Annotated in this window: 21 protein-coding genes and 1 other RNA gene; 11 read left to right on the top strand and 11 right to left on the bottom strand. The window is 42.9% G+C overall.

The annotated features are described in order from the left end of the window. Positions 1–10 precede the first annotated feature (10 nt). From ACXAFJ_RS10160 to ACXAFJ_RS10140, 5 genes are all read right to left on the bottom strand, one after another. The gene (locus ACXAFJ_RS10160) at positions 11–1360 is read right to left on the bottom strand and encodes a hypothetical protein (RefSeq protein ID WP_475323178.1); all 1350 of its coding nucleotides are present in this window, start codon (positions 1358–1360) and stop codon (positions 11–13) included. Between the two features lie 110 nt (positions 1361–1470). Then, positions 1471–2058, bottom strand: coding sequence for an ECF-type sigma factor (locus ACXAFJ_RS10155; protein ID WP_475323177.1), 588 nt, complete (start codon positions 2056–2058; stop codon positions 1471–1473). 3 nt (positions 2059–2061) lie between these two features. Then, entirely contained in the window at positions 2062–3492 is a 1431-nt protein-coding gene (locus tag ACXAFJ_RS10150; RefSeq protein ID WP_475323175.1) for a chromosome partitioning protein ParA, read from the bottom strand. A 4-nt stretch (positions 3493–3496) separates the two neighbouring features. Then, positions 3497–4879 carry a serine/threonine protein kinase gene (locus tag ACXAFJ_RS10145; RefSeq protein WP_475323174.1) on the bottom strand — a complete coding sequence of 461 codons (1383 nt, stop codon included), beginning with the start codon at positions 4877–4879 and terminating at the stop codon, positions 3497–3499. A 215-nt stretch (positions 4880–5094) separates the two neighbouring features. Beyond that, complete coding sequence (locus ACXAFJ_RS10140; protein ID WP_475323173.1) at positions 5095–6006, bottom strand: siderophore ABC transporter substrate-binding protein; 912 nt, start codon at positions 6004–6006, stop codon at positions 5095–5097. A gap of 521 nt (positions 6007–6527) precedes the next feature. Between ACXAFJ_RS10140 and cspE the strand changes: the two genes are divergently transcribed. Together cspE and ACXAFJ_RS10130 are read left to right on the top strand one after the other, a co-directional pair. After that, entirely contained in the window at positions 6528–6740 is a 213-nt protein-coding gene (gene cspE, locus ACXAFJ_RS10135) for a transcription antiterminator/RNA stability regulator CspE (protein WP_475323171.1), read from the top strand. A 134-nt stretch (positions 6741–6874) separates the two neighbouring features. Next, positions 6875–7606 (top strand): DUF1223 domain-containing protein, encoded by a 732-nt coding sequence (locus ACXAFJ_RS10130; RefSeq protein ID WP_475323170.1) that lies wholly within the window; start codon positions 6875–6877, stop codon positions 7604–7606. A 154-nt stretch (positions 7607–7760) separates the two neighbouring features. Here ACXAFJ_RS10130 and ssrA read toward each other — a convergent pair. Together ssrA and smpB are read right to left on the bottom strand one after the other, a co-directional pair. Further along, positions 7761–8128, bottom strand: a transfer-messenger RNA (tmRNA) gene (ssrA, locus tag ACXAFJ_RS10125). Between the two features lie 77 nt (positions 8129–8205). Beyond that, on the bottom strand, positions 8206–8691 hold the full coding sequence (gene smpB / locus ACXAFJ_RS10120; RefSeq protein ID WP_475323168.1) for an SsrA-binding protein SmpB: 486 nt from the start codon (positions 8689–8691) through the stop codon (positions 8206–8208). Between the two features lie 118 nt (positions 8692–8809). Here smpB and ACXAFJ_RS10115 point away from each other — a divergent pair, with 118 nt between their 5' ends. Beyond that, positions 8810–9241: an SRPBCC family protein gene (locus tag ACXAFJ_RS10115; protein WP_475323167.1), complete on the top strand. Its 432-nt coding sequence runs from the start codon at positions 8810–8812 to the stop codon at positions 9239–9241. Then, positions 9241–9588: an RnfH family protein gene (locus tag ACXAFJ_RS10110; protein WP_475323166.1), complete on the top strand. Its 348-nt coding sequence runs from the start codon at positions 9241–9243 to the stop codon at positions 9586–9588. The genes ACXAFJ_RS10115 and ACXAFJ_RS10110 overlap by 1 nt, the downstream gene beginning before the upstream one ends. Before the next feature lie 64 nt (positions 9589–9652). Here ACXAFJ_RS10110 and bamE read toward each other — a convergent pair whose 3' ends face one another. The 3 genes from bamE to nadK all read right to left on the bottom strand — a co-directional run bounded on the left by bamE (position 9653) and on the right by nadK (position 12885). Continuing rightward, a complete protein-coding gene (bamE, locus tag ACXAFJ_RS10105; protein WP_475324108.1) occupies positions 9653–10012 on the bottom strand; it encodes an outer membrane protein assembly factor BamE in 360 nt (119 codons plus the stop codon). Between the two features lie 216 nt (positions 10013–10228). Further along, positions 10229–11896 carry a DNA repair protein RecN gene (recN, locus tag ACXAFJ_RS10100; protein ID WP_475323164.1) on the bottom strand — a complete coding sequence of 556 codons (1668 nt, stop codon included), beginning with the start codon at positions 11894–11896 and terminating at the stop codon, positions 10229–10231. Positions 11897–12000: 104 nt separating this feature from the next. Further along, positions 12001–12885: an NAD(+) kinase gene (gene nadK, locus ACXAFJ_RS10095; protein ID WP_475323162.1), complete on the bottom strand. Its 885-nt coding sequence runs from the start codon at positions 12883–12885 to the stop codon at positions 12001–12003. Between the two features lie 157 nt (positions 12886–13042). On the opposite strand from nadK, the gene grpE reads away from it, so the two are divergent. The 3 genes from grpE (at position 13043) to dnaJ (ending at position 17217) form a co-directional block, all read left to right on the top strand. Beyond that, on the top strand, positions 13043–13660 hold the full coding sequence (grpE, locus tag ACXAFJ_RS10090) for a nucleotide exchange factor GrpE (RefSeq protein ID WP_475323161.1): 618 nt from the start codon (positions 13043–13045) through the stop codon (positions 13658–13660). A 254-nt stretch (positions 13661–13914) separates the two neighbouring features. Then, positions 13915–15837 carry a molecular chaperone DnaK gene (gene dnaK / locus ACXAFJ_RS10085; protein WP_475323160.1) on the top strand — a complete coding sequence of 641 codons (1923 nt, stop codon included), beginning with the start codon at positions 13915–13917 and terminating at the stop codon, positions 15835–15837. Between the two features lie 234 nt (positions 15838–16071). Then, positions 16072–17217: a molecular chaperone DnaJ gene (dnaJ, locus tag ACXAFJ_RS10080; RefSeq protein ID WP_475323158.1), complete on the top strand. Its 1146-nt coding sequence runs from the start codon at positions 16072–16074 to the stop codon at positions 17215–17217. 70 nt (positions 17218–17287) lie between these two features. Here dnaJ and ACXAFJ_RS10075 read toward each other — a convergent pair whose 3' ends face one another. After that, entirely contained in the window at positions 17288–17701 is a 414-nt protein-coding gene (locus ACXAFJ_RS10075; protein ID WP_475323157.1) for a type IV pilin protein, read from the bottom strand. 129 nt (positions 17702–17830) lie between these two features. On the opposite strand from ACXAFJ_RS10075, the gene ACXAFJ_RS10070 reads away from it, so the two are divergent. From ACXAFJ_RS10070 to ACXAFJ_RS10055, 4 genes are read left to right on the top strand one after another with little or no spacing between them, the layout of a single operon-like run. Then, positions 17831–18361, top strand: coding sequence for a GspH/FimT family pseudopilin (locus ACXAFJ_RS10070; protein WP_475323156.1), 531 nt, complete (start codon positions 17831–17833; stop codon positions 18359–18361). After that, on the top strand, positions 18342–18911 hold the full coding sequence (locus ACXAFJ_RS10065; RefSeq protein WP_475323154.1) for a prepilin-type N-terminal cleavage/methylation domain-containing protein: 570 nt from the start codon (positions 18342–18344) through the stop codon (positions 18909–18911). Before ACXAFJ_RS10070 ends, ACXAFJ_RS10065 begins: the two co-directional genes overlap by 20 nt. After that, positions 18911–20233 (top strand): hypothetical protein, encoded by a 1323-nt coding sequence (locus tag ACXAFJ_RS10060; RefSeq protein ID WP_475323153.1) that lies wholly within the window; start codon positions 18911–18913, stop codon positions 20231–20233. The genes ACXAFJ_RS10065 and ACXAFJ_RS10060 overlap by 1 nt, the downstream gene beginning before the upstream one ends. Next, a complete protein-coding gene (locus ACXAFJ_RS10055; protein ID WP_475323152.1) occupies positions 20223–20663 on the top strand; it encodes a type IV pilus modification PilV family protein in 441 nt (146 codons plus the stop codon). Before ACXAFJ_RS10060 ends, ACXAFJ_RS10055 begins: the two co-directional genes overlap by 11 nt. Positions 20664–20722 lie beyond the last annotated feature (59 nt).

Below are 20722 nucleotides of genomic sequence, written 5' to 3'. Positions count from 1 at the left end.
TTAAACTGTTTTACTTGGAAATACTGAGCCATTTTTCGAATAGACTATTGGCAAGATCTTCATTTTCCGTGAAGAACAACGGAATGCCTCTGGCATCGTGCGCTATTTCTAGTCCATCTTGTTCTAAATCGGTAAATGTCCAAGTGAAGGTTTTACCAACTTCTTCCGGAACATCCATAACTAGCTCGCCATCTGTAATGCTCCAATTTACGGCGTCATGCACGCGCCAATCGCTAGTACTATTTTTTTCCGAAATTACGACTTTCCCGTCACTGCCAAACACAAATTTTGACAAGTGAGGTCGTGGATTGGTGTCAGGAGCATCATCCCAAAAGTGGAACAGAGTCTTTCCGTTGAAGTTGGTTGCTGCGACAGCACGTTTGGTGAAGGATTTAGCATTGCCGTCGTAAGAGTCGTTCAGTACGTTTAGGATAATATCGTTTTGCGATGGCACTGAGAGGTAGAACTTATCCGCTGCAAAAAGAAGTTTGTCTTCGCCATCACCCGCGTTGTAACCCATATCGGTATAAGTTATCGGGGATTCACCTGCGTTCTCATGCTGGGATGCAGCCCAAGTGATTTTGTCAGCCGCAAACGTGAACTGACCTACGCCCTCGTGTTTAAAATACCCTTCATTAGTTGGGATTGTGAAGTACGTATTGCCAACCAATAGTTCCTTGGGTGTCTTTGGCGCTGGGGCCTCGGCACCATCTACAATGACTATTGAATCAAGATCTTTTGATTGATTTATTGCTGTATCTACTCCAGTTTGAATCTTGCCTAACTGGGTTTGGATATTAGCTTTGCTTGTTTTAGATTCGGCAATATTGTCTTTGAGCTCAAGTGTCAATGAACGAGCGATCAGGTGCACTTTTTTTGCATCGGTTTGTGATACATCAGACTTGGCAGCAACGTAATCGCCAGCGATAAGTTCTTTACTTAAATTTAGTTCGGCTGCAACGACATCAATGGTTTTATTCTCAATAACTGCAATTGTCGTATATGGGGTTACAGTGGTATTGCCAGCGGGAGAAGCAAGTTCATAGCTTTTCGTGATTGCACCACCCTTATCGGTATCAAATGTTTTACCCGCAACAGCACGCGCAATCAGACGGTGGTTTTTATCGGCTTCTGCTATCGCAATATAGCCTTGGTTATCGGTCAGTCCAGCGAGCTTTTCATCGGCATCCGCCACACCATTGTCGTTACGGTCGACGTAAACCTCAGCGTTCACAAGATAGCCATCAATAATCTGGGCTTTGGGGCCTGAAGCAGTGGTGGTTTGAGTTTCTCCACCACTTCCTCCACAGCCGATTAGTGTTGCCGAGATTGCCACCGCCAAGACGCTTTTAAAATACATAACAGTTCCCTATCTGATTGTTCTATTTAGGTACTGTTTTATCAATAGCTTTAGGTGGCTGATAGGAACGTAGAAGTCAAAATTTTCCGTAAATTTTTTTCAAATTTTTCCTAGTTAAGTTTGTTCTCCAGCCAGACTTTGCCAAATTTGAGGTCTTTTTCGATCAAACTGGTGCTGTGATCCAGTACGTCGCTAATTTCGGCCAGAGACATTCCCATCATATACTTCAGCTGCAGTGCTTGGTGCTGTCTTGGGTAACGTTCCGATAATTTTTCCATCGCTTTATCAACCGAAATCAATTGCTCAAAATGATGGCCATTTGGCAAATGTACCGATAGCGGTTCCTTGGCGCCTGAGGATACTTGACGTTTTACCGCCATCTGAGAGCGGGCGTGATCGACTAAGATTTGACGCATCAGTTTCGCCGCCATTAGGTAGAATTCTTTACGCTTAGTAATAAGTTCCGGGTCTACTTCGTTGAGCTTAAGATAAGCTTCGTGGATCAATGCAGTAGTGCTTTGAATACTGTCTGAAATAACCTGATTTTCTTCACCAAATTTTTCCGCACTACGCTTTCGCTCTTTTTGAGCTAGGTGGTGCAGATTAGCGTAGGCAAATTGGTAGAGCTGTTGCTCTGCCAATTTGTCGCCTGCTTGCCAGTTTTGAATAATTTGCGTTAGGTTTGTAGAAGCGGTCATCAGTTATTGGACCTTTATAAATTCAGACACACTATGCGTTGAAACAACGTCGGGTTGCCATTGTTCAGATTTGATAGATTGCTCATATCGGTATAGCACGCCGCGTTGCCAATCTTTACCTGCTGGCAAATACTCCCATGAGGTTAGACGTTCAGTATCTTTGCTGTCTTGCCATTTCACACTAATATTGAGATGGCCTAATTCGACGTATTCTTTATCCGAGTTTACCCACCACTTATCGCCATATTCTTGTGTGACATCCAAATCGTATTTCTTTGGGTCAGTCGGGCAGTGTTCGGCTTGGCCTGTAAATTTGAATATTTGACCTTTTGTAATTCTTAAGCAGGTTTGTACCAATTGTTGTTCATGGTAACTGGTTTGCTGCCAGATCCCCTGAAATTGAATACTCTGCTCTAATTCTGATGGATAGGTAAACCACAAGCTTTCTTCACGGTTGGAGTGTTGAACTTGTTCGTTGCGGCCTAAACCTTGAATTTTTTCCATCAATAGTTGAGAGGTTGGGTCGAAGCTTTGCGCTCTTGAGCGGTATTTCCAATCGCCCTCGTCATCGTAGTTATCTAATGAATAGCCGTTAAGATCATTGCGATTGCACCCTTGATGCACGCAACCAAATAGTCCGCCTTCCATCGGGAAGTCAGCAAGGCTTTCGATGATTACCTCTTGATTGCGCTCTTTAGGTTGTAAATCACAGTTATAGAAGTAGTCACCTGTACTTGGGTATTCAATGAGATGAGAATCTGTCAGTTTAAAATGAGTGCGGCCAACCGGTGGGAGTGCTTCTGGATTGGTTAAATCAAACACGCAGACTTTGCCTTGATAATCCCTTTTTTTAACAAGAACCATGAACAAGTCTTTGTTTTTAGGTCGGAAGATGATGTCTTTTGAGGTGAAATGTTTTTCAATATAATCTTGACTCTTATCTAAATGAGTAACCGCTTCTTCCACAGACACTAGGTCTAGATTTAGCGCTTCTCCGGTCAAATCTAACGACAACAAATCAAGCTGTTTGAATGCGTGTTGCAACGCTTCTGACGAGATTTCATCGATATTGAGCACAATTTCATTGTGATCATCAGGTGTTTTATCTAACGACATCAAGAGACGAGTCATGTTGATGCTTCGGCTTGGCTTACTGGACGACAAGTTTGGCGTAATGACCTCTTGAGCGGAAAGTGAGGCTAATAAATAACTGGTGTCATCTTTGCCGAGGTGAAAGCTCACCGTGTCACCGGGGAAATATTGAAATGCGCCTTTTTCCGTATAACCCGATAGGTTTGAACTGGTTTGGTAGTATAGGCCACTAACTGGTGCATCAATGTAGTAGCCCGTTTTAGGTTGAGCAGCAGCTAGATTACTTGAAAAAAGAGTGGCAAAAAATGGTGCAACAGCAGCTGTAATACGTAACTTATTCATCTATTTATTTCTCTGCATTTTTTTCTGCGGGAAGCGCATTTTGTGTGTTGGGCAAGGGCAATAATATTGGTTGAGGCTGAGTTCGGTTTGACATTGCCTTGTTTGGAACTGGGGTGACCATAGCCAAAATGAGCTTTTGCTTTAATTGTTTGGGTAAATCTGGGTTGGACAACACTCTCATTCGAGTCAGGTCCATGAGGTTTCTAAAATCTGGCGGAATAGCGTGCGTGTTTTTTGTGTGAAACCATATGCCGGTCACTTCTAGCATTAACTCTTCGGCGACCCGTTTCTCAAACTCAAGCTGCGCATTTTTTGTTGTGATAGTGTGGCCAAACACAAAAATTCCCACAGTCAGCATGGTAGAAAGTGCACAGATGACTGGGCGGCGTTGCAGTAACTTGAGAATCGAATGGGAAATACTGTGCTCTCGCATTGAAATAGGTCGGTGAGCCAATAAGGCCAATACGTCTGACTTGAGTTCGTCTACAGAGCCATATCGACCACTTCTCTCGCGGTAAGTTGCTCTATCAATGATTAGGTTTACATCAGAGTTCGATTTGACCCCGCCCAGCATAAATCGCAAGATTTTCCCTAATGAATAGATATCACTCTGTGGCGTTAAATAATCCCCTGCGATTTGTTCAGGGCTGGCGTAATCTGCACTATAAGCGGTTAAGTGATGTTTTGAATCTGAAGGCTGTTGCCTTTGAGTAAGGTTAAAGTCGAGCAGTTTGGGCCGAAGATCCTGATCAATAATAATATTGTCTGGTTTTAGATCAGCGTGTAAAACGTGATGCTTGTGTGCATGAGCAATAGCATCACAAACCTCTATAAAAAGAGAGAGTCTGCTTTTTAGTGTTAAGTGACTTAATTGTTCCAATCGACTAAGTGGCTCACCAAATACTCTTTCCATCACTATATAGTTAAGGCTGAGGTATTCGCCGCCATCAAACACTTTTGCTATATAAGGGTGATTGAGTCGAGCGAGAAACTGTGCTTCTCCGAATAAGGCACTTGCCCCCAGTATTTTGCTAATCCCGGGTTGAATGAACTTAATCGCCAGCTGTTGCTCAAAGGTTTGGTCGGCGCGAATTGCAGCGTAGACGACGCCCATTCCACCTCGACCAATTTCTTCTAGAATCTGGTATTTGTCGACCTGATGTCCGTTAAAATCAGTCTCAAAGCTTTGCGATTCCAATATCTGCTCTGTAAATATTTTGGTTAACGCCACAGATTTTTCGCTATTAAGCAATGAACGAAGCTGTTTATGGAGAGCTGGATCTGAACTTTGAAGATTGAGAAGTCGCTGTTGTCTGGAAACGTTATCTAAATCTATCAGCTGATAAAACCAGTCTGTTGCGGAATATAGTGTTTTCGAAGTCGACAATGGAGCGAGTACTGTTTGATAAAAAACAGCTTCATATATCACGGGTATAGGATTGGCGCGAGATTCAATGTCAAACTTTTGAGACAGCTTGGTTTGATTGATGGTGAAGTAGTCGTTTTGTTGAGGTTTTAAACTCTATACGCGAAGCAGAATTCAGTGAAGGGAAAAGGAGCCAGTTTAGAATGGCTCCTTATTTTTAGTTTACTGAATGAAAACTATTGAACTGAATCGATGTCTTCAATCATCAAATCCATCGCGGTTATCCCCGCAATTGAGTTGTACCAAGCATTGACGTTAAGAAAAACTACTTGGTTGTTTTTTCCGGCAGTCGTTTCGTTAACAAGTGTGTTATTGAAGCTCTCTCGGTTTTTAGATTTTCCTGGTGTACGCAATTCGTCACCATCTAATACGAATAAAACATCAGGGTTAACTTTAGCGATGAACTCGTACGAGATTTGTTGACCATGCATAGATTCATCGATGTTTTGGTCGGCGGCAGCAAAACCAAATTCGTTATAGATAGACGACATACGGGATACTGGACCAAACACCGAAATGTTATCTCCATATTTCATCACAGTAAGCGCTCTTTTCTGATTGGTTTGCTGAGACTGTTTAATGGCTTCAAGTTGCGAGTTAATGGAAGCAATCTTTTGCTCAACCTTATCTGATTGAGAAAACACCTTAGCTAACTCACGCCATTCTTTTTGGGTAGATTGCCAATAGTCTTTTTGAAGATTTGCCGTAAACATATAGGTTGGGGCAATTTTTGAAAGCTCTGGGTAGTGCTTCGCTAAGCGCGGCCCAATTACGATAAAGTCTGGCTTAGCACCATAAATCGCTTCAAAATCCGGTTCAAAGAAAGTTCCCATAGTTGGGTAAGATTTGCTGTCTTGGTACTCGCTCAAGTAACCAGGAATAAATGAACCAAATACTCCTACTGGTTTGATGCCTAGATAATCGAGTGCGTCTAACGCGCCCGGTCCCATGACGACCACTCGCTCTGGGTTCACCGGGACATCTACCGCGCCCAGCTTTTGTTCTAGGGTTACTGTGTTTGCAACGGCATGTGTTTGAAACCACAAAGCACAGGTCAAAATAGCCACTTTTTTGATTAAATTCTTCATGTTTTTCTCGCTAGATAAATGATTTGCAAAAACTGCAAATTGCCATCCTGAAATAGTTAACTTGTTGTTAAATTTAATTAAATGCTCTTTTCTAAGCGCAGTGACACTAGAGTTAAGCATCGCAAATGTAAAGCATTATCATTTGTATGTGGCTCTAATTGTTAGTATTGACCAGATTTTTGGAAAGTCGATTCAATATGAAACTAATAAACTGTGGCAGGAAGAACACTTTTGATGTTTTTTGCTGGTAAGTTGTTTCAAATTTAATGGTTAGAGTGCTATTTTCAGTTTTGCTGATATTAGAGTAAAAAATTACTGGTTATTGAGAGCACACGGTGTATAGTATGTGAGGCTCTTACAAATGAGCTATTTGCGATAAATTTAGTTCAAGCGATCTACCAGTCAACTGTCGAAATCTTTCGTATAGCACCTGTGATTTCTTATTCTTGATAAGTTCCAAAATAGCTTTTGTTATCAGCTCTAGTAAAATTGTAAATCTTGAAAAAATTAAAGGTACATATATGTCTGACAAATTGACTGGCACAGTTAAGTGGTTCAACGAAACTAAAGGTTTTGGTTTTATCAGCCAAGACAACGGCGGTGCTGACGTATTCGTTCACTTCCGTTCAATCGTTGCTGACGGTTTCAAAACTCTAAACGAAGGCCAGAAAGTCAGCTTTGAAGTTGAGCAAGGCCAAAAAGGTCCTCAAGCGGCTAACGTAACTATTCTTTAATAGATAGTTATGTAAAAATTCGAGGGCGTGATGAACAATCATCACGCCCTTTTTCATTGTTGTTTTTCATTTGTACGAAATATTCACCTGCCCATTAAGGTCATGTAATTAGGTCTGTGAACGGAGCAAGACTAATGCATGAACACTCCCCCTCAATACGCCAATGGTTTTGGATTTTTGGCGGATTCATAGTCTCATTTTCTGCTAACTCAGAATCACAAACTTGGCAGAACCAAGGCCCACCCGCACAGTTGATTGAGCTGTATACGTCTGAAGGTTGTTCAAGTTGCCCACCTGCTGATAAATATCTAAGTCAACTTCAAAAAAACAAAGAGCTGTGGAAAGAAGTTATTCCCGTTGCATTTCATGTTGATTATTGGGACTGGATAGGCTGGAAAGATCGGTTTGCACATCCGTCATTTAGCCAAAGGCAAAGATTGCATCGTTCTTATGGTGTATTGCGGTCGGTTTATACTCCAGCCTTTGTGGTGGATGGGCAGGAATGGCGAGGCTTTTTCCAACGTTCTTCTTTACCAAAGCGAGCATTGAATGATGGTGGGGTATTACAGCTGACTCTTGACGCAGACCGCTTTAATCTAACCTATGACCAGCCGGGAAAATACACTGCTCACCTGGCCTTGTTAGCAATGGATGAAGTGACACAAGTTCAATCGGGAGAAAATCGAGGGCGCGAGTTACATCAAGACTTTATTGTTCTACAAAAGTTGCAGTCGGATGCGGAATACCAATGGCAGTTTAATGGCTCTGATTTACCTAAGAACGCAGATGCAGTTGCCGTGTGGCTTACAAAAGGGACAAATAGCCAACCCGTTCAAACCGTCGCTGGTTATTTAGACAAACTTTAAGTCATTAAACTTAACTACCTTCAAAAGGAACTAATTTTAGTGAGATGAGTTACTAGCAGAGTGTCAAAGTTCCCAAATTAGTTCGAATGAACTTGGAGTTTGTCATCAATAAACAAAAAGGCCCAACTCAATGAGTTGGGCCTTTCCAAACGTTTGGTGGAGCTGGCGGGAGTTGAACCCGCGTCCGAAAACCATTCATCTTTGGCACTACATGCTTAGTCGATCTTTACATTCGCCACCCACCTGCGAACCGACACGCTAATGAATGACTAGCCTGAATTAAACTTCGCCGTTCATCTCTCAGGCGGGAGAATCCGGGCTAGCGCGTTTGGGTTTGATCTCTCGTTGGTCCCCGTCTTACGTGCGGAAGCTAGGGCGAGAGAGCTCTGAGCAGGTTATTAAGCTGCTAGTGCGTAGTTTTCGTCGTTTGCGACTATTTTTTTGCGGTTTTTTTACGAGGCCTACCGCACCTCGGCATGCACCTCAGACTGCAAAATTCCCGTCGAATCCTGAATCAGCCCCAAGTGTTGCTTGCATAGTACCAGATTGCTATAAGCTGTCTAGCGCAATACAAGCGAATTCCGTTTAGTTGCTTAAGTTTAGCGCAATGAGCCTTTCATCACGCGTGACTTCTGACGCTCCCAATCCCTGTCTTTAATGTCTGCTCGTTTGTCATGAAGTTTCTTACCTTTGGCAACGCCAACTTTGAGCTTCACCCAAGACTTAGACCAATAGAGAGATAACGCAACTAGCGTCATACCGTCACGGTTGATTTGACCGAAAAGCTTGTCCAATTCGCGACGAGACATCAACAACTTGCGAACGCGAGCAGGCTCAGCGATCACGTGAGTTGACGCTTGATTTAATGGGGTAATGGTCATGCCACTAACAAATGCTTCACCGTTGCGCATAAATACGTAACTTTCAGCAATGTTTGCCTTACCTTGACGAAGGGCTTTGACTTCCCAGCCTTGAAGCTCCATTCCGGCTTCAATGTCTTCTTCAATGAAGTACTCGTGACGAGCCCGCTTATTTAGCGCGATAGTATTGCTACCGGCTTTTTGTTTTGATTTTTTCTTTGCCATAGTCCGTGCATTATACGTGGCGGAATAATCAAGGGAAATCCTTTATTTGCGCCGAGCCTTAATAAAAGTAAAATCACAATGTTGTTTTTGGAATTCGCGCGTGTTTTGAGGTTGTAAGATGAAGCAGGTAACCCGGTCAGCTTTAGTACCATTTAGTGCAAAGCAGATGTTTGATCTAGTGAACGATGTTTCTAATTATCCGGCGTTTTTGCCCGGTTGCTCAGGTACACAAGTTCTTGAACACACCCAAACCAGTATGGTTGCTTCTGTTAACGTTTCTAAAGCCGGAATAAGTAAGACATTTACTACCAAAAATGATCTGATTGATGGCGAATTTATTGGTATGGATTTGGTTGATGGCCCCTTTAAAAGTTTAAAAGGCGGTTGGCGATTTACCTCTCTTGATGATAGAGCGTGTAAGGTAGAACTGAGTTTGGATTTTGAATTCTCAAATAAAATGGTTGAGCTTGCGTTTGGTAAAGTGTTTAACGAGCTAACCAACAACATGGTGAATGCGTTTACCAAACGTGCCAAAGAGGTGTACGTCTAATGTCGAATCTAATTCACGTTGAAGTCGTTTATGCTCTTCCTGATGAGCAGCGAGTGTTAAAACTGGCAGTCAGTAACGATGCGACGGTGGAAGAAATTATTCAGCAATCCGGAGTACTAAATCTCTATCCCGAGATAGATTTGAAGGTAAACAAGGTTGGTGTGTTTAGTCGTAATGTAAAACTGAATTCGACGGTACGCGATAAAGATCGTATTGAAATTTATCGACCATTACTCGCTGATCCTAAAGATATTCGTCGTAAGCGAGCAGAACAAGCCAAATTGGAAGGTCGTTCAGATCCCGTCACTGGCGGGAAGAAAAACCCTCAGCGCAAAACTAGCGAATAGTCGTTGGAATCAACTTGATCAAAAAAGGCTCGAATCATCGAGCCTTTTTAAATCTATTGGCGAACTAGTTAATGCCTTCAAAAAACGCATCGCCAACGTCGTAGTCACCTTTAAGCTCCGTCAGGCGGCCGTCTTGGTCAAAATCCACAATGAGATTTTTCTGAACTGTGTCTTCATGGCCTTTTGTTTGCAGGTAAATGTAATACCAAGTATTTGGGTAGCCATTTTCTACCAACATTGGTGAACCAAGCACAAAGCGCACTTGTTCTTTAGACATGCCAAACTTGAGCTTTTCTACAGCCGACTGCTCAATATAATTGCCTTGGTTAATATCAATTCGATACACCATCTTTTCAGCAACACTACAACCGGTAAGCATAGCCACGGCAAGAGGCGCGGCTAACATCCACTTCTTCAACTGCATCATAGGAATTCTATTCTTCATCAAAATTTCTGACCCGATAATAACTGCGCTTTAGGTCAAAGTAAAAAGGGGGACTGCAACTAAGACCACGCTTTTTGGTATTTGTTGCAAATTGCTGACATTGAATTTTAGTAGATGTAGAAAAGGCTTTGTTTTCATTTGATTTTGAAAGGGGCTCAGTTCTCTTAGCCCCGTTCAAAAAATTGTTACTGATATTTAGGCTGCTATAAGAAGATCTCGTGCATTTGCGAGGGTAGATTCAGTCACGGCGGTGCCGCCTAGCAGACGAGCAAGTTCGGTAACACGTTGCTCTGTATCCAAAGAGCGCATTTGTGTTTCTGTTTGTCCTTTTTTACTGTTCTTAGCAACAAACATTTGCTGGTGGCCACAGGCAGCAACTTGCGGTAAGTGTGTTACACAAAGTACTTGGGTTGACTCGCCTAACTTGCGAAGCATCTTGCCAACCACAGCGGCGGTTGGACCACTAATACCAACATCTACTTCATCAAAAATAAGACTTGGTGTATCCACTTTTTGAGCGGTAATAACCTGTATTGCGAGTGAAATTCGAGATAGCTCGCCACCTGACGCTACCTTGGCTATCGGTTGAATAGGCTGACCAGGGTTGGTGGAGACTTTAAAACAAACCGAGTCTAACCCTAGTGGACTCGCTTGTTTTTCGTCGAAGCTTACGTCGATCACAAACTGCGCTTTTTCCATGCTGAGTTCGTGCATTGATTTAGAAATTAGTTTGTTCAGTTCCTTGGCGTAGCGAAGTCGAGATTTGTGTAACTTTTCTGCCTTTTCGACAAAGGCTGTTTTTAGGTTTTCAACTTCGTTGGCCAGTTCATTTAGCTTTTCATCCGAGCAATCCAACTTTTCAATATCGGCTAACAATGACTGGTGATGCTGATACAACTCTTCAGGTTGCACATGGTGTTTTCGAGACAGTGAAACAATCTTGCCATAGCGCTCTTCGACGTAATTCATACGTGATGGGTCAACTTCAATACTATCGAAGTAGTGTCGCAACTCGTTGTTAGTCTCTTCAATTTGGATCAGCGCATCGTTCAGCATGTTAGGCAGCTCCTTTAGGGAGCTATCAAGCTCAGCCAGTTCCAACAGAGCGTGATTGGCATTCTGTAAAAGTGCTAACGCATTCACATCTTCACCATCATAGAGCAGTTGCATCGCCTGTTGGCAGTTGCTGGCTAAGCGTCCGCTGTTTGCGAGCTTTTTATGCTCGTTTTCCAACTCAGAATACTCGTCTTCACCAACCGCAAGCTCATCCAGTTCTTTGATTTGGTATTCAAGCAATTGTTTCTGAGCAAGGTTTTGTTGGCTGTTTTCTCTCAGGCTTTTTAGGTCATTATCGGCTTGACGCCATACTTGATAAGCTTGTTTTGTGTTGTTGAGGAGAGCTTGATGACCGGCGTATTGGTCTAACATGGCCAGTTGGTAGTCGCTTTTCATTAACTGATGGTGAGCGTGTTGACCATGAATGTTCATCAATAACTGCCCAAGCGATTTGAGCTGAGCGAGTGGGACGGGACTTCCATTAATAAAGGCTCTTGAGCGTCCTTCTTTTGTAATGACTCGGCGAACAATACATTCTTGTGGATCGTCCAATAGGTCATTATCTTCAAGCCATCGAGCGGCTTTAATATTGTTGTCTAAGGTAAAAGCGGCGCTAACTTCGGTTTTATCTTCGTTTTGTCTGACCATTCCCGCATCGGCCCGACCGCCCAAACACAAACCTAATGCATCTATGGCGATGGATTTACCTGCACCGGTTTCACCGGTAATGGTGGTCATGCCTTGATTGAGTTCGAGCTGTAATGACTTAACAATAGCGAAGTTGTTTACACTGAGGTGTGCCAGCATTTTTCTTACCTGTATAGTTAAACAATACTGTATAAGAAAACAGTATATACTGTTTCTTTATACAGTAAAGTGTGTAGGTAAGATTGAGTTGATGGTTTTGTGACCTAGAACAATTTGCTTGACCAGCCCAATTTGTTTCTTAGGACGTGGTAATAGCTGTAATCTTTAGGGTGAATCAATTGTAGTCGGTTTGGGCTGCGATAGATTTGAATATCGTCTCCCGGAGATACCGGTAAGGAAATCTGTCCATCACAACTGACTTCTTGTGTGCCGCGATTATCTGGGGATACAACAAGTCGAATATGCCGTTTAGCATCAACCACTAATGGCCGGCTTGATAAGGTGTGTGGAAACATCGGCACAAGGGAAATCGACTCTAAACTAGGGGAAAGAATCGGACCGCCACCGGAAAGCGAATAGGCTGTTGACCCCGTTGGCGTTGATACAATCAAGCCATCTGAACGTTGTGAAAAGGCAAAACTGCCATCGATGTACACCTCGAATTCGATCATATGAGCGATTTGGCCAGGGTGAAGCACTGCCTCGTTGAGCGCTGCATTGTGACTTTTTATCTGACCATGGCGATGGACTTCGGCTTCAAGCAAAAAACGTTCTTCGGGAATGTAGTTTCCTTTAATGACTTCCAATAATGGCGTTTGGAAATCATCGGGATCGAGATCGGTAAGAAAACCTAAGTTACCTCTATTTACACCAATAACCGAAATATCGAACCGAGATAAAACTCGCGCGGCTCCCAGCATATTGCCATCGCCACCGACAACAATCGCGAGATCTGCCCGTTTTCCTAATTCAATGAGACTGGCAAAATATTGGTCGTCGATATCGGATAATATTTCACGTAATCTGTCATCAATAAGTGCGGTAAGACCTTGGCTTGTCAACCAATTGAAGAGCTCTTTGTGCGTGTTAATCGCTTGCTGATCTCTGGGTTTGCCGATTATGGCAATCACTTCGAAAGGTTTATTCATAATTTTTCCGCACGTTTAAGGCTTGAATCGACAAACTGCATCCCCATAATAAGGGCAAGTTAACTATTATTGCGAATTTTTGTGTTGTTAAATCTTGGCTAGGTCATTGTTTCAGAGCCAGTTAGCTTTAACGACTCACACAAATGCTGGAGATATCATGAGCACTGAAGAAAACAAAGTAAACGAAGATGCGCTAGAGCAAGACAATGTAGAACAAAGCGTTGAAGCGGAAGTTGTGGGTAGCGATGCTGATATCGAGTGGAACGAAGATTCTGTTGAAGAATTGGTTTCTGACGAGCCAGAAGCAAAGATTGCTCAACTTGAAGCCGCGCTATTAGCAAGTGAAGCAAAAGTTAAAGACCAACAAGATTCGGTTCTACGTGCCAAGGCAGAAGTTGACAACATGCGTCGTCGTACCGAGCAAGAAATGGATAAAGCTCGCAAGTACGCATTGAACAAGTTTGCAGAAGAGCTGTTGCCGGTACTCGATAACCTAGAGCGTGCAATCCAGTCCGCAGATGCAGAAAACGAAGCGGTGAGGCCGATCATCGAAGGTGTGGAAATGACGCACAAGAGCTTCGTTGATACTGTCACCAAGTTTGGCTTGAAAGAAATCAATCCAGAAGGTGAGACCTTCAATCCAGAGCTTCACCAAGCAATGTCAATTCAAGAAAGCGCTGATCACGAACCAAACACGGTTATGTTTGTGATGCAAAAAGGCTACGAGTTGAATGGCCGTGTGATTCGTCCAGCGATGGTTATGGTGTCCAAGTAAGCTGTATTTACTGTTTTTGACTAAAAAGAGGCCTTAGGCCTCTTTTTTTTTGTGCAAAATCCCTATCAAACGTAAAAAAATTCGAGTTTTTTTTGTGCCAAACCTTGAAAAGGGCTTCACTGCCCACACTTAAGGGGCATAAGTGAAACAAACATCAATATTTTTGTTTGTTAGCTGGGGTTGAATCCCTAAACTCCATCCCCACATTGGGGATATAACCAAACGAAAATAGCATTTATTTTGGAGATAGCCTGATGGGTAAAATCATTGGTATTGACTTAGGTACAACTAACTCATGTGTTGCAGTATTGGATGGCGATACGCCACGCGTAATTGAAAACGCGGAAGGTGAGCGTACCACCGCTTCTGTTATTGCTTATACCGACGGTGAGACTCTAGTTGGTCAGCCTGCAAAACGTCAGGCAGTAACTAACCCAGAAAACACGCTTTTTGCGATCAAGCGTCTAATTGGTCGTCGTTTTGAAGATGAAGAAGTTCAGCGCGACATCGAAATTATGCCTTTTAACATTGTTAAGGCTGACAACGGTGACGCTTGGGTTGAAGCTCGCGGTGAAAAAATGGCGGCTCCTCAGGTTTCTGCTGAAGTTCTCAAGAAAATGAAGAAGACGGCTGAAGACTTCCTTGGCGAAGAAGTGACTGGTGCAGTAGTTACTGTTCCTGCTTACTTTAACGATGCTCAGCGTCAAGCAACTAAAGATGCTGGCCGTATCGCGGGTCTAGACGTTAAACGTATCATTAACGAGCCTACTGCTGCTGCACTAGCTTACGGTCTAGATAAGAAAGGCGGCGATCGCACTATCGCTGTATACGACTTAGGTGGTGGTACGTTCGATATCTCTATCATCGAAATCGATGAAGTTGAAGGCGAAAAAACATTTGAAGTTCTTGCAACCAATGGTGATACGCACCTAGGTGGTGAAGACTTCGATAACCGCGTAATCAACTACCTAGTAGAAGAATTCAAGAAAGAGCAAGGTATCGACCTTAAGCAAGACTCTCTTGCTATGCAGCGTGTAAAAGAAGCGGCTGAAAAAGCGAAGATTGAGCTTTCTTCTGCGCAGCAAACGGACGTAAACCTACCTTACGTTACTGCTGACGCTACGGGTCCTAAGCACATGAACGTGAAACTAACACGTGCCAAGCTTGAGTCTCTAGTTGAAGATCTAGTTCAACGTTCTCTTGAGCCAATGAAAGTTGCTCTAGCGGACTCTGATCTATCAGTTAGCGAAGTAACAGACGTTATCCTAGTTGGTGGTCAAACTCGTATGCCAATGGTTCAGCAAAAAGTTGCTGAGTTCTTCGGTAAAGAAGCACGTCGTGACGTAAACCCTGATGAAGCGGTTGCTATGGGTGCAGCAGTTCAAGGTGGTGTACTAGCGGGTGATGTGAAAGACGTTCTTCTTCTAGACGTAACGCCTCTTTCACTAGGTATCGAAACAATGGGTGGCGTAATGACTCCACTTGTTGAGAAGAACACCACTATCCCAACCAAAGCGAACCAAGTGTTCTCAACTGCTGAAGACAACCAGAGTGCGGTAACGATCCACGTACTTCAAGGTGAGCGTAAGCAAGCAATGCACAACAAATCTCTAGGTCAGTTCAACCTAGAAGGTATTCAAGCTGCACCTCGCGGTATGCCTCAAATCGAAGTTACTTTCGACCTTGATGCTGATGGTATCCTTCACGTTTCAGCGAAAGATAAGCAAACTGGCAAAGAGCAGAAGATTACTATCCAAGCTTCAGGTGGTCTGAGCGAGGAAGACATCGAGAAAATGGTTCAAGAAGCAGAAGCGAACAAAGAAGCGGACAAAAAGTTCGAAGAGCTAGCGACTGCACGTAACCAAGCTGACCAGATGATTCACGGTACTCAGAAGCAAGTTGAAGAAGCAGGCGATGCTCTTCCAGCTGAAGACAAAAAGAAAATCGAAGCAGCTATCTCTGAGCTAGAAGAAGCGAAGAAAGGCGAGGATAAAGAAGCGATTGATGCGAAAGTTCAAGCGTTAATGGAAGCTTCACAAAAGCTGATGGAAATCGCTCAACAGAAAGCGCAAGCTCAACAAGCTGCTGAAGGTGGCGACGCAGGTGCAGAGCAACAAGCACAGCAAGATGACGTAGTTGACGCTGAGTTTGAAGAAGTTAAAGACGACAAGAAGTAAGACTTCGTAGATTAGGTTAGCCACAGTTAAGCTTTGGTCAACCTAACTTTAAAACATTGTCGAATAGTTGAATGCGGGCGTCAGAGATATCTCTCACGCCCGTATATTTGTAAATAGGTTGTCCTTCCAGATAAGCACTTTGCGTAAAGCCTTTATCTAGAATGATACAAACACCAGGCAACAGAACTCGATAGATTATTTGTTGTTTGCAGTACTACATTGGTGAAATACAAAATGTCGAAACGTGATTTTTACGAAATTTTAGGCGTAGGCCGTGACGCTTCTGAGCGAGATATTAAAAAAGCTTATAAGCGCTTAGCGATGAAATACCACCCAGACCGCAATCAGGGTGATGACGCCGCTGCCGAAAAATTTAAAGAGGTAAAAGAAGCGTACGAAATTCTGCTAGACCCTCAGAAGAAAGCCGCTTATGACCAGTACGGCCATGCAGCCTTTGAACAAGGTGGAATGGGTGGTGGCGGCTTCGGTGGTGGAGCAGGTGCCGACTTTGGTGACATTTTTGGCGATGTGTTTGGTGACATCTTTGGTGGTGGTCGCCGCGGTGGCGGTGGTCAGCGTGCACAACGTGGTGCCGACCTACGTTACAACATGGAACTTACGCTAGAAGAAGCGGTACGTGGTGTATCGAAAGAAATCGAAGTACCAACATTGGTTCACTGTGAGCCTTGTGACGGCTCAGGCGCTAAGAAAGGGACGAAACCAGAAACTTGTTCTACCTGTGGTGGTCACGGTCAAGTTCAAATGCGCCAAGGGTTCTTTGCGGTTCAGCAAACCTGTCCTACTTGTAATGGTAGCGGTAAGATCATTAAAGACCCATGTAACGAATGTCATGGTCAAGGTCGTAAGCAGAAAACCAAAACGCTTAATGTTAAGATTCCAGCTGGCGTGGATACGGGTGACCGCATTCGACTATCTGGAGAAGGTGAAGCTGGCGAAATGGGCGCTCCAGCCGGTGACCTGTATGTACAAGTTCACGTAAAAGAGCACCATATCTTTGAGCGCGACGGTAACAACCTTTACTGTGAAGTTCCTGTAAGTTTTGCAATGGCAGCACTAGGTGGCGAAGTCGAAGTACCAACACTCGATGGACGAGTTAACCTAAAAGTGCCTTCTGAAACTCAAACAGGTCGTATGTTCCGTATGCGTGGCAAAGGTGTTAAAGGTGTTCGCGGCGGTGGTGTAGGTGACTTAATTGTTAAGCTGGTACTAGAAACCCCAGTTAACTTAAGCTCTCGCCAAAAAGAGCTGCTTAAAGAGTTTGAAGAATCATGTGGTGGCGAAGCGGCAACCAAGCATAAGCCAAAATCGGAAGGCTTTTTCGATGGTGTGAAGAAGTTCTTCGACGACCTAACCAGTTAAATTATTAAGTAATTATAAAAAATCAGCCCGCTATGTAGCGGGCTGTTTTGTATCTGATCGTTGCCTTTTTCTATTTCCAACAGTCAGCAGGCAAGCCAGCACCCGTTTGATCCAGTGTCATAGCATTAGCACCATGACAGCTGTGTGTGTTCTGACCTTTTGTCGATTGTGGTGTTGCTTTAATCTTGTAGCCATTTGCATCCACATCTTCAATAGTAATTCTGTAGCGGTCAGTATCAGTGTCGCAAGTAGTCGTATTACAAACTGAAGAAGTACTGATTTGGTTTGCAGCCGTAACATAACTACCGTTGTATTTTTGCTCTAAGTGCAGTCGAATTTTTGCCATGTCGGCTAAGGCTTGTTTCCTATGGCTAGCTTTTACATGGTCGGTATACGCAGGGTAAGCAATACTCGCCAACACACCTATGATGACAACCGCTATCAAAAGTTCGATCAATGTCATACCAAGAGGTTTCTTTGTCATCGTTTTTCACTCATTATTTCGAATTATTTCTATAACTTACCGTTACTATCGGGCTCTATTTTTTTCACCTGTTAGCATCTATGCAAGTTATTTGTCGACTTATCACTACTTTCACAAGGATTTTGGGAAATGCATCGCGGCTTTACCTTAATTGAGTTGGTTATCACCGTATTAGTGCTCGGCGTGTTAATGGCCGTCGCCATGCCTACCTTAAATGCATTTAATGGAGAGAGTCGCGCGCAGCAGTTGGCGATTGATCTGAGTGGTTTCATGCAACAGGCAAAATCAGAAGCTGTCATGCGCAATGAAAACCTTTACGCACATTTCTCCTTTGCACATGACCAAACTCCCTTAATTAAGGATGGAAGTTGGACTATCGCTCTTCACAAAACGGATACCGCACCGACACCGATTACAAGTGGCGCAATTTCTGTGTTAATCGGTAAACCCTATCGTGATGTAGTGGTAAAGCACACTTATAACCCAGGTAACAAAATACTGTTTGATGGCATTCGAGGAAGAGTTGCAAACAATGGCAGCTTTGAATTCTATCCAGACGGTTTAGTAAGTAATAAATTGGCGGTTAGTACTGCAACTGGTAACAACCGAATTCGAGTATGTGGGAAAGAGAGTGCTGTCTATGGCTATCCGCAATGTTAAATTCTTAAAGAAACAAAAAGGTGTTTCCCTTATAGAGTTTATGGTTTCGTCAATGATTGCTCTGATAGCGCTAGGGATTGTCGGGAGCGTATATATTTCAGGCCAGAAAGCGGCGAAAGAGCACAGCCATAGATTACTGCTCATGCAAAATTTACAAACAAGTGTGCAACTTATAAAAGAAGATATCCAACGAGCAGGACACTATCCTATACCATCATCTTCTGGGATGGCTTCGGTACTGCAATTTACTTCTTCTGCTGATGAAGCGGTATTGACTTATAGTTTTTACGATCAATCAGGCAACCTAATACAAGAAAAATATAAGCACAAACCTAGTAATTTTGAGTTTGAGCGCTGTCCTTCGATATGCTTTGATATTTTTGATACCAATCAAATTCAAGTTACTAGATTTCTAGTTGAAGGAGTTTCACTAGCAGGCAGTGGTGCAACTAGCTCTATGTCAAAAGTAACGCTTGAAGCGAGACTTAAAAATGATCATTCAGTTTCGCATGCGGCGTCTATCTATGTAAAAAATAGGAACTGGCAATAATGAAAAAACGATCGGGTATTGCCACATTGTTGTTCACTTCAGTTCTGCTAACTGCGGCTTTAGTAATGACTATGGCATCTTACAAAGGGCTGATTTATCAAATTAAAAGAGCTCAAAATGAGGTAGAAGCAAGAAAACTACATTGGCGTGGAGAAGGTGGGTTGGAATGCGTATATAGCTACGCAAAACAAGACCCTGATCCAAGCAATCATAAAATAGATAATACGAATGTGGGGACTATTCAAACAAATTGTAAAGATCACATGAAACTAAATCAGTTGTCATTTGCACCTTATCCTGATGCTCCGAACCCTTCTCCAGAAGATATTGTTATTAGTTCAATACCTAGTTCGCGGTTCAATGAAATTAAAGTTTCCAAAGCTGTGAATCAAAGTACTAGTTCAGTATCAGCGTCTACTTCTGGTGCGATGAAATCCACTGCCAATTTGTTTTTTAATACTTCTATGTCTTTCTACACTCCAGATCCCGGCAAAGAGACACCTGAGGGTTTTGAGTGCACCATTATTCGTCATAAAGGTACTTTCACCACGCGTGGTGCGATGGATAACAAGGGGCTTCAAGATGGGCGTAAGCCATACGCTGATTTCAATAGTACTAAAAACTGTCTTACTTCTCACCGTTCCCCTTGGGGGAAAGAAGATATTAAAAAAGATAAAGATTTGAACCCCTTTGAAGAATTCTTTGGAGTTAAGCGAGAGAATCATAATCAAGTTAGGAGTAAGTTTGATTATATAGTCGAGGGCGGTGGGACTGAATGTGGTAAGCGAGTTGAAGCAAAACTTATCGAACACAAAGCTTCAAATCCAGGAAAGCAAGTTAAGATTTGGGTTGATGGCCACTGTGAAATAGCGGATCCGTACACTAAAGATATAGCACTTGAATCTCAAAATACCGAAGGGCTATTACTTTTGGTACATGATGGAGTTTTCTCGATGAATAGCGCCGGAAATTCAAAAGATAAAGACGGTAAGCCTATTCCCAACGATATTAAAGGCCTTGTTTTTCATTTTAATGATAAGTATGTGGCTGCAAAAAATGACTGGAATGGAATGAAAAATTCTGGTCATCTGTTTCACTCCTCTCATAACTTTCCACTTGATGAACGAAAAAAAACTAGCTTTTTTCATCGAGGTTCAATTAGCCTGACAGGTGGTTTCTACATTGATGACTTGAAAAATAATGCCATGTTTGACAATAGTTTAGCATTTCACTTTAACAGTGATGTGTTAGGAAAACTGAAAAGCAGTTTTTCTTCGTCAGGCGAGCTAAAATGGCAAAAAGGAAGTTGGTATGCAAACTAAGCAAAAAGGCTTTAGCTTAATTGAAGTGCTTATTTCCTTTGTGTTGATCGGCGTGGGCTCTTTGGGGTTATTGAAACTACAAGCCTATATTGAACAAAAAGCCGATCACGCCAAACACAGTATTGAGGCTTTGAATGCCGCTGAGCATGTTCTTGAGTGTTTTAGAACAAGGGGTATCGCGGCACCAGTGGCAAATTGCGCAAGTTATTTTGATCCTCCACCGAATAATCTATTTAAGCGTATTCCGGCTGGTAAGGGACCAATAGTTTCAGCACTTAACCCAAACTACTCGGTAAGTTGGAATGTTAGTGAGCCTATTCCTGAATTACTCAAAGAGATAACTGTTAGAGGTATTTGGAATGATCGACATGGCAACCCTCAGTCAGTCGAACTTAAAACAATGATTTCAAAACACAGTGAATTCGATTGATCAATCGACAACTTGCGTGAAATAGAAAACCACCACCGCGGTGGTTTTTCTTTATTCTG

Source organism: Vibrio sp. ABH4_348, from assembly GCF_056159765.1.
The sequence above is the reverse complement of the archived record's forward strand: the minus strand, read 5'-3'. Positions and strand labels throughout refer to the sequence as shown.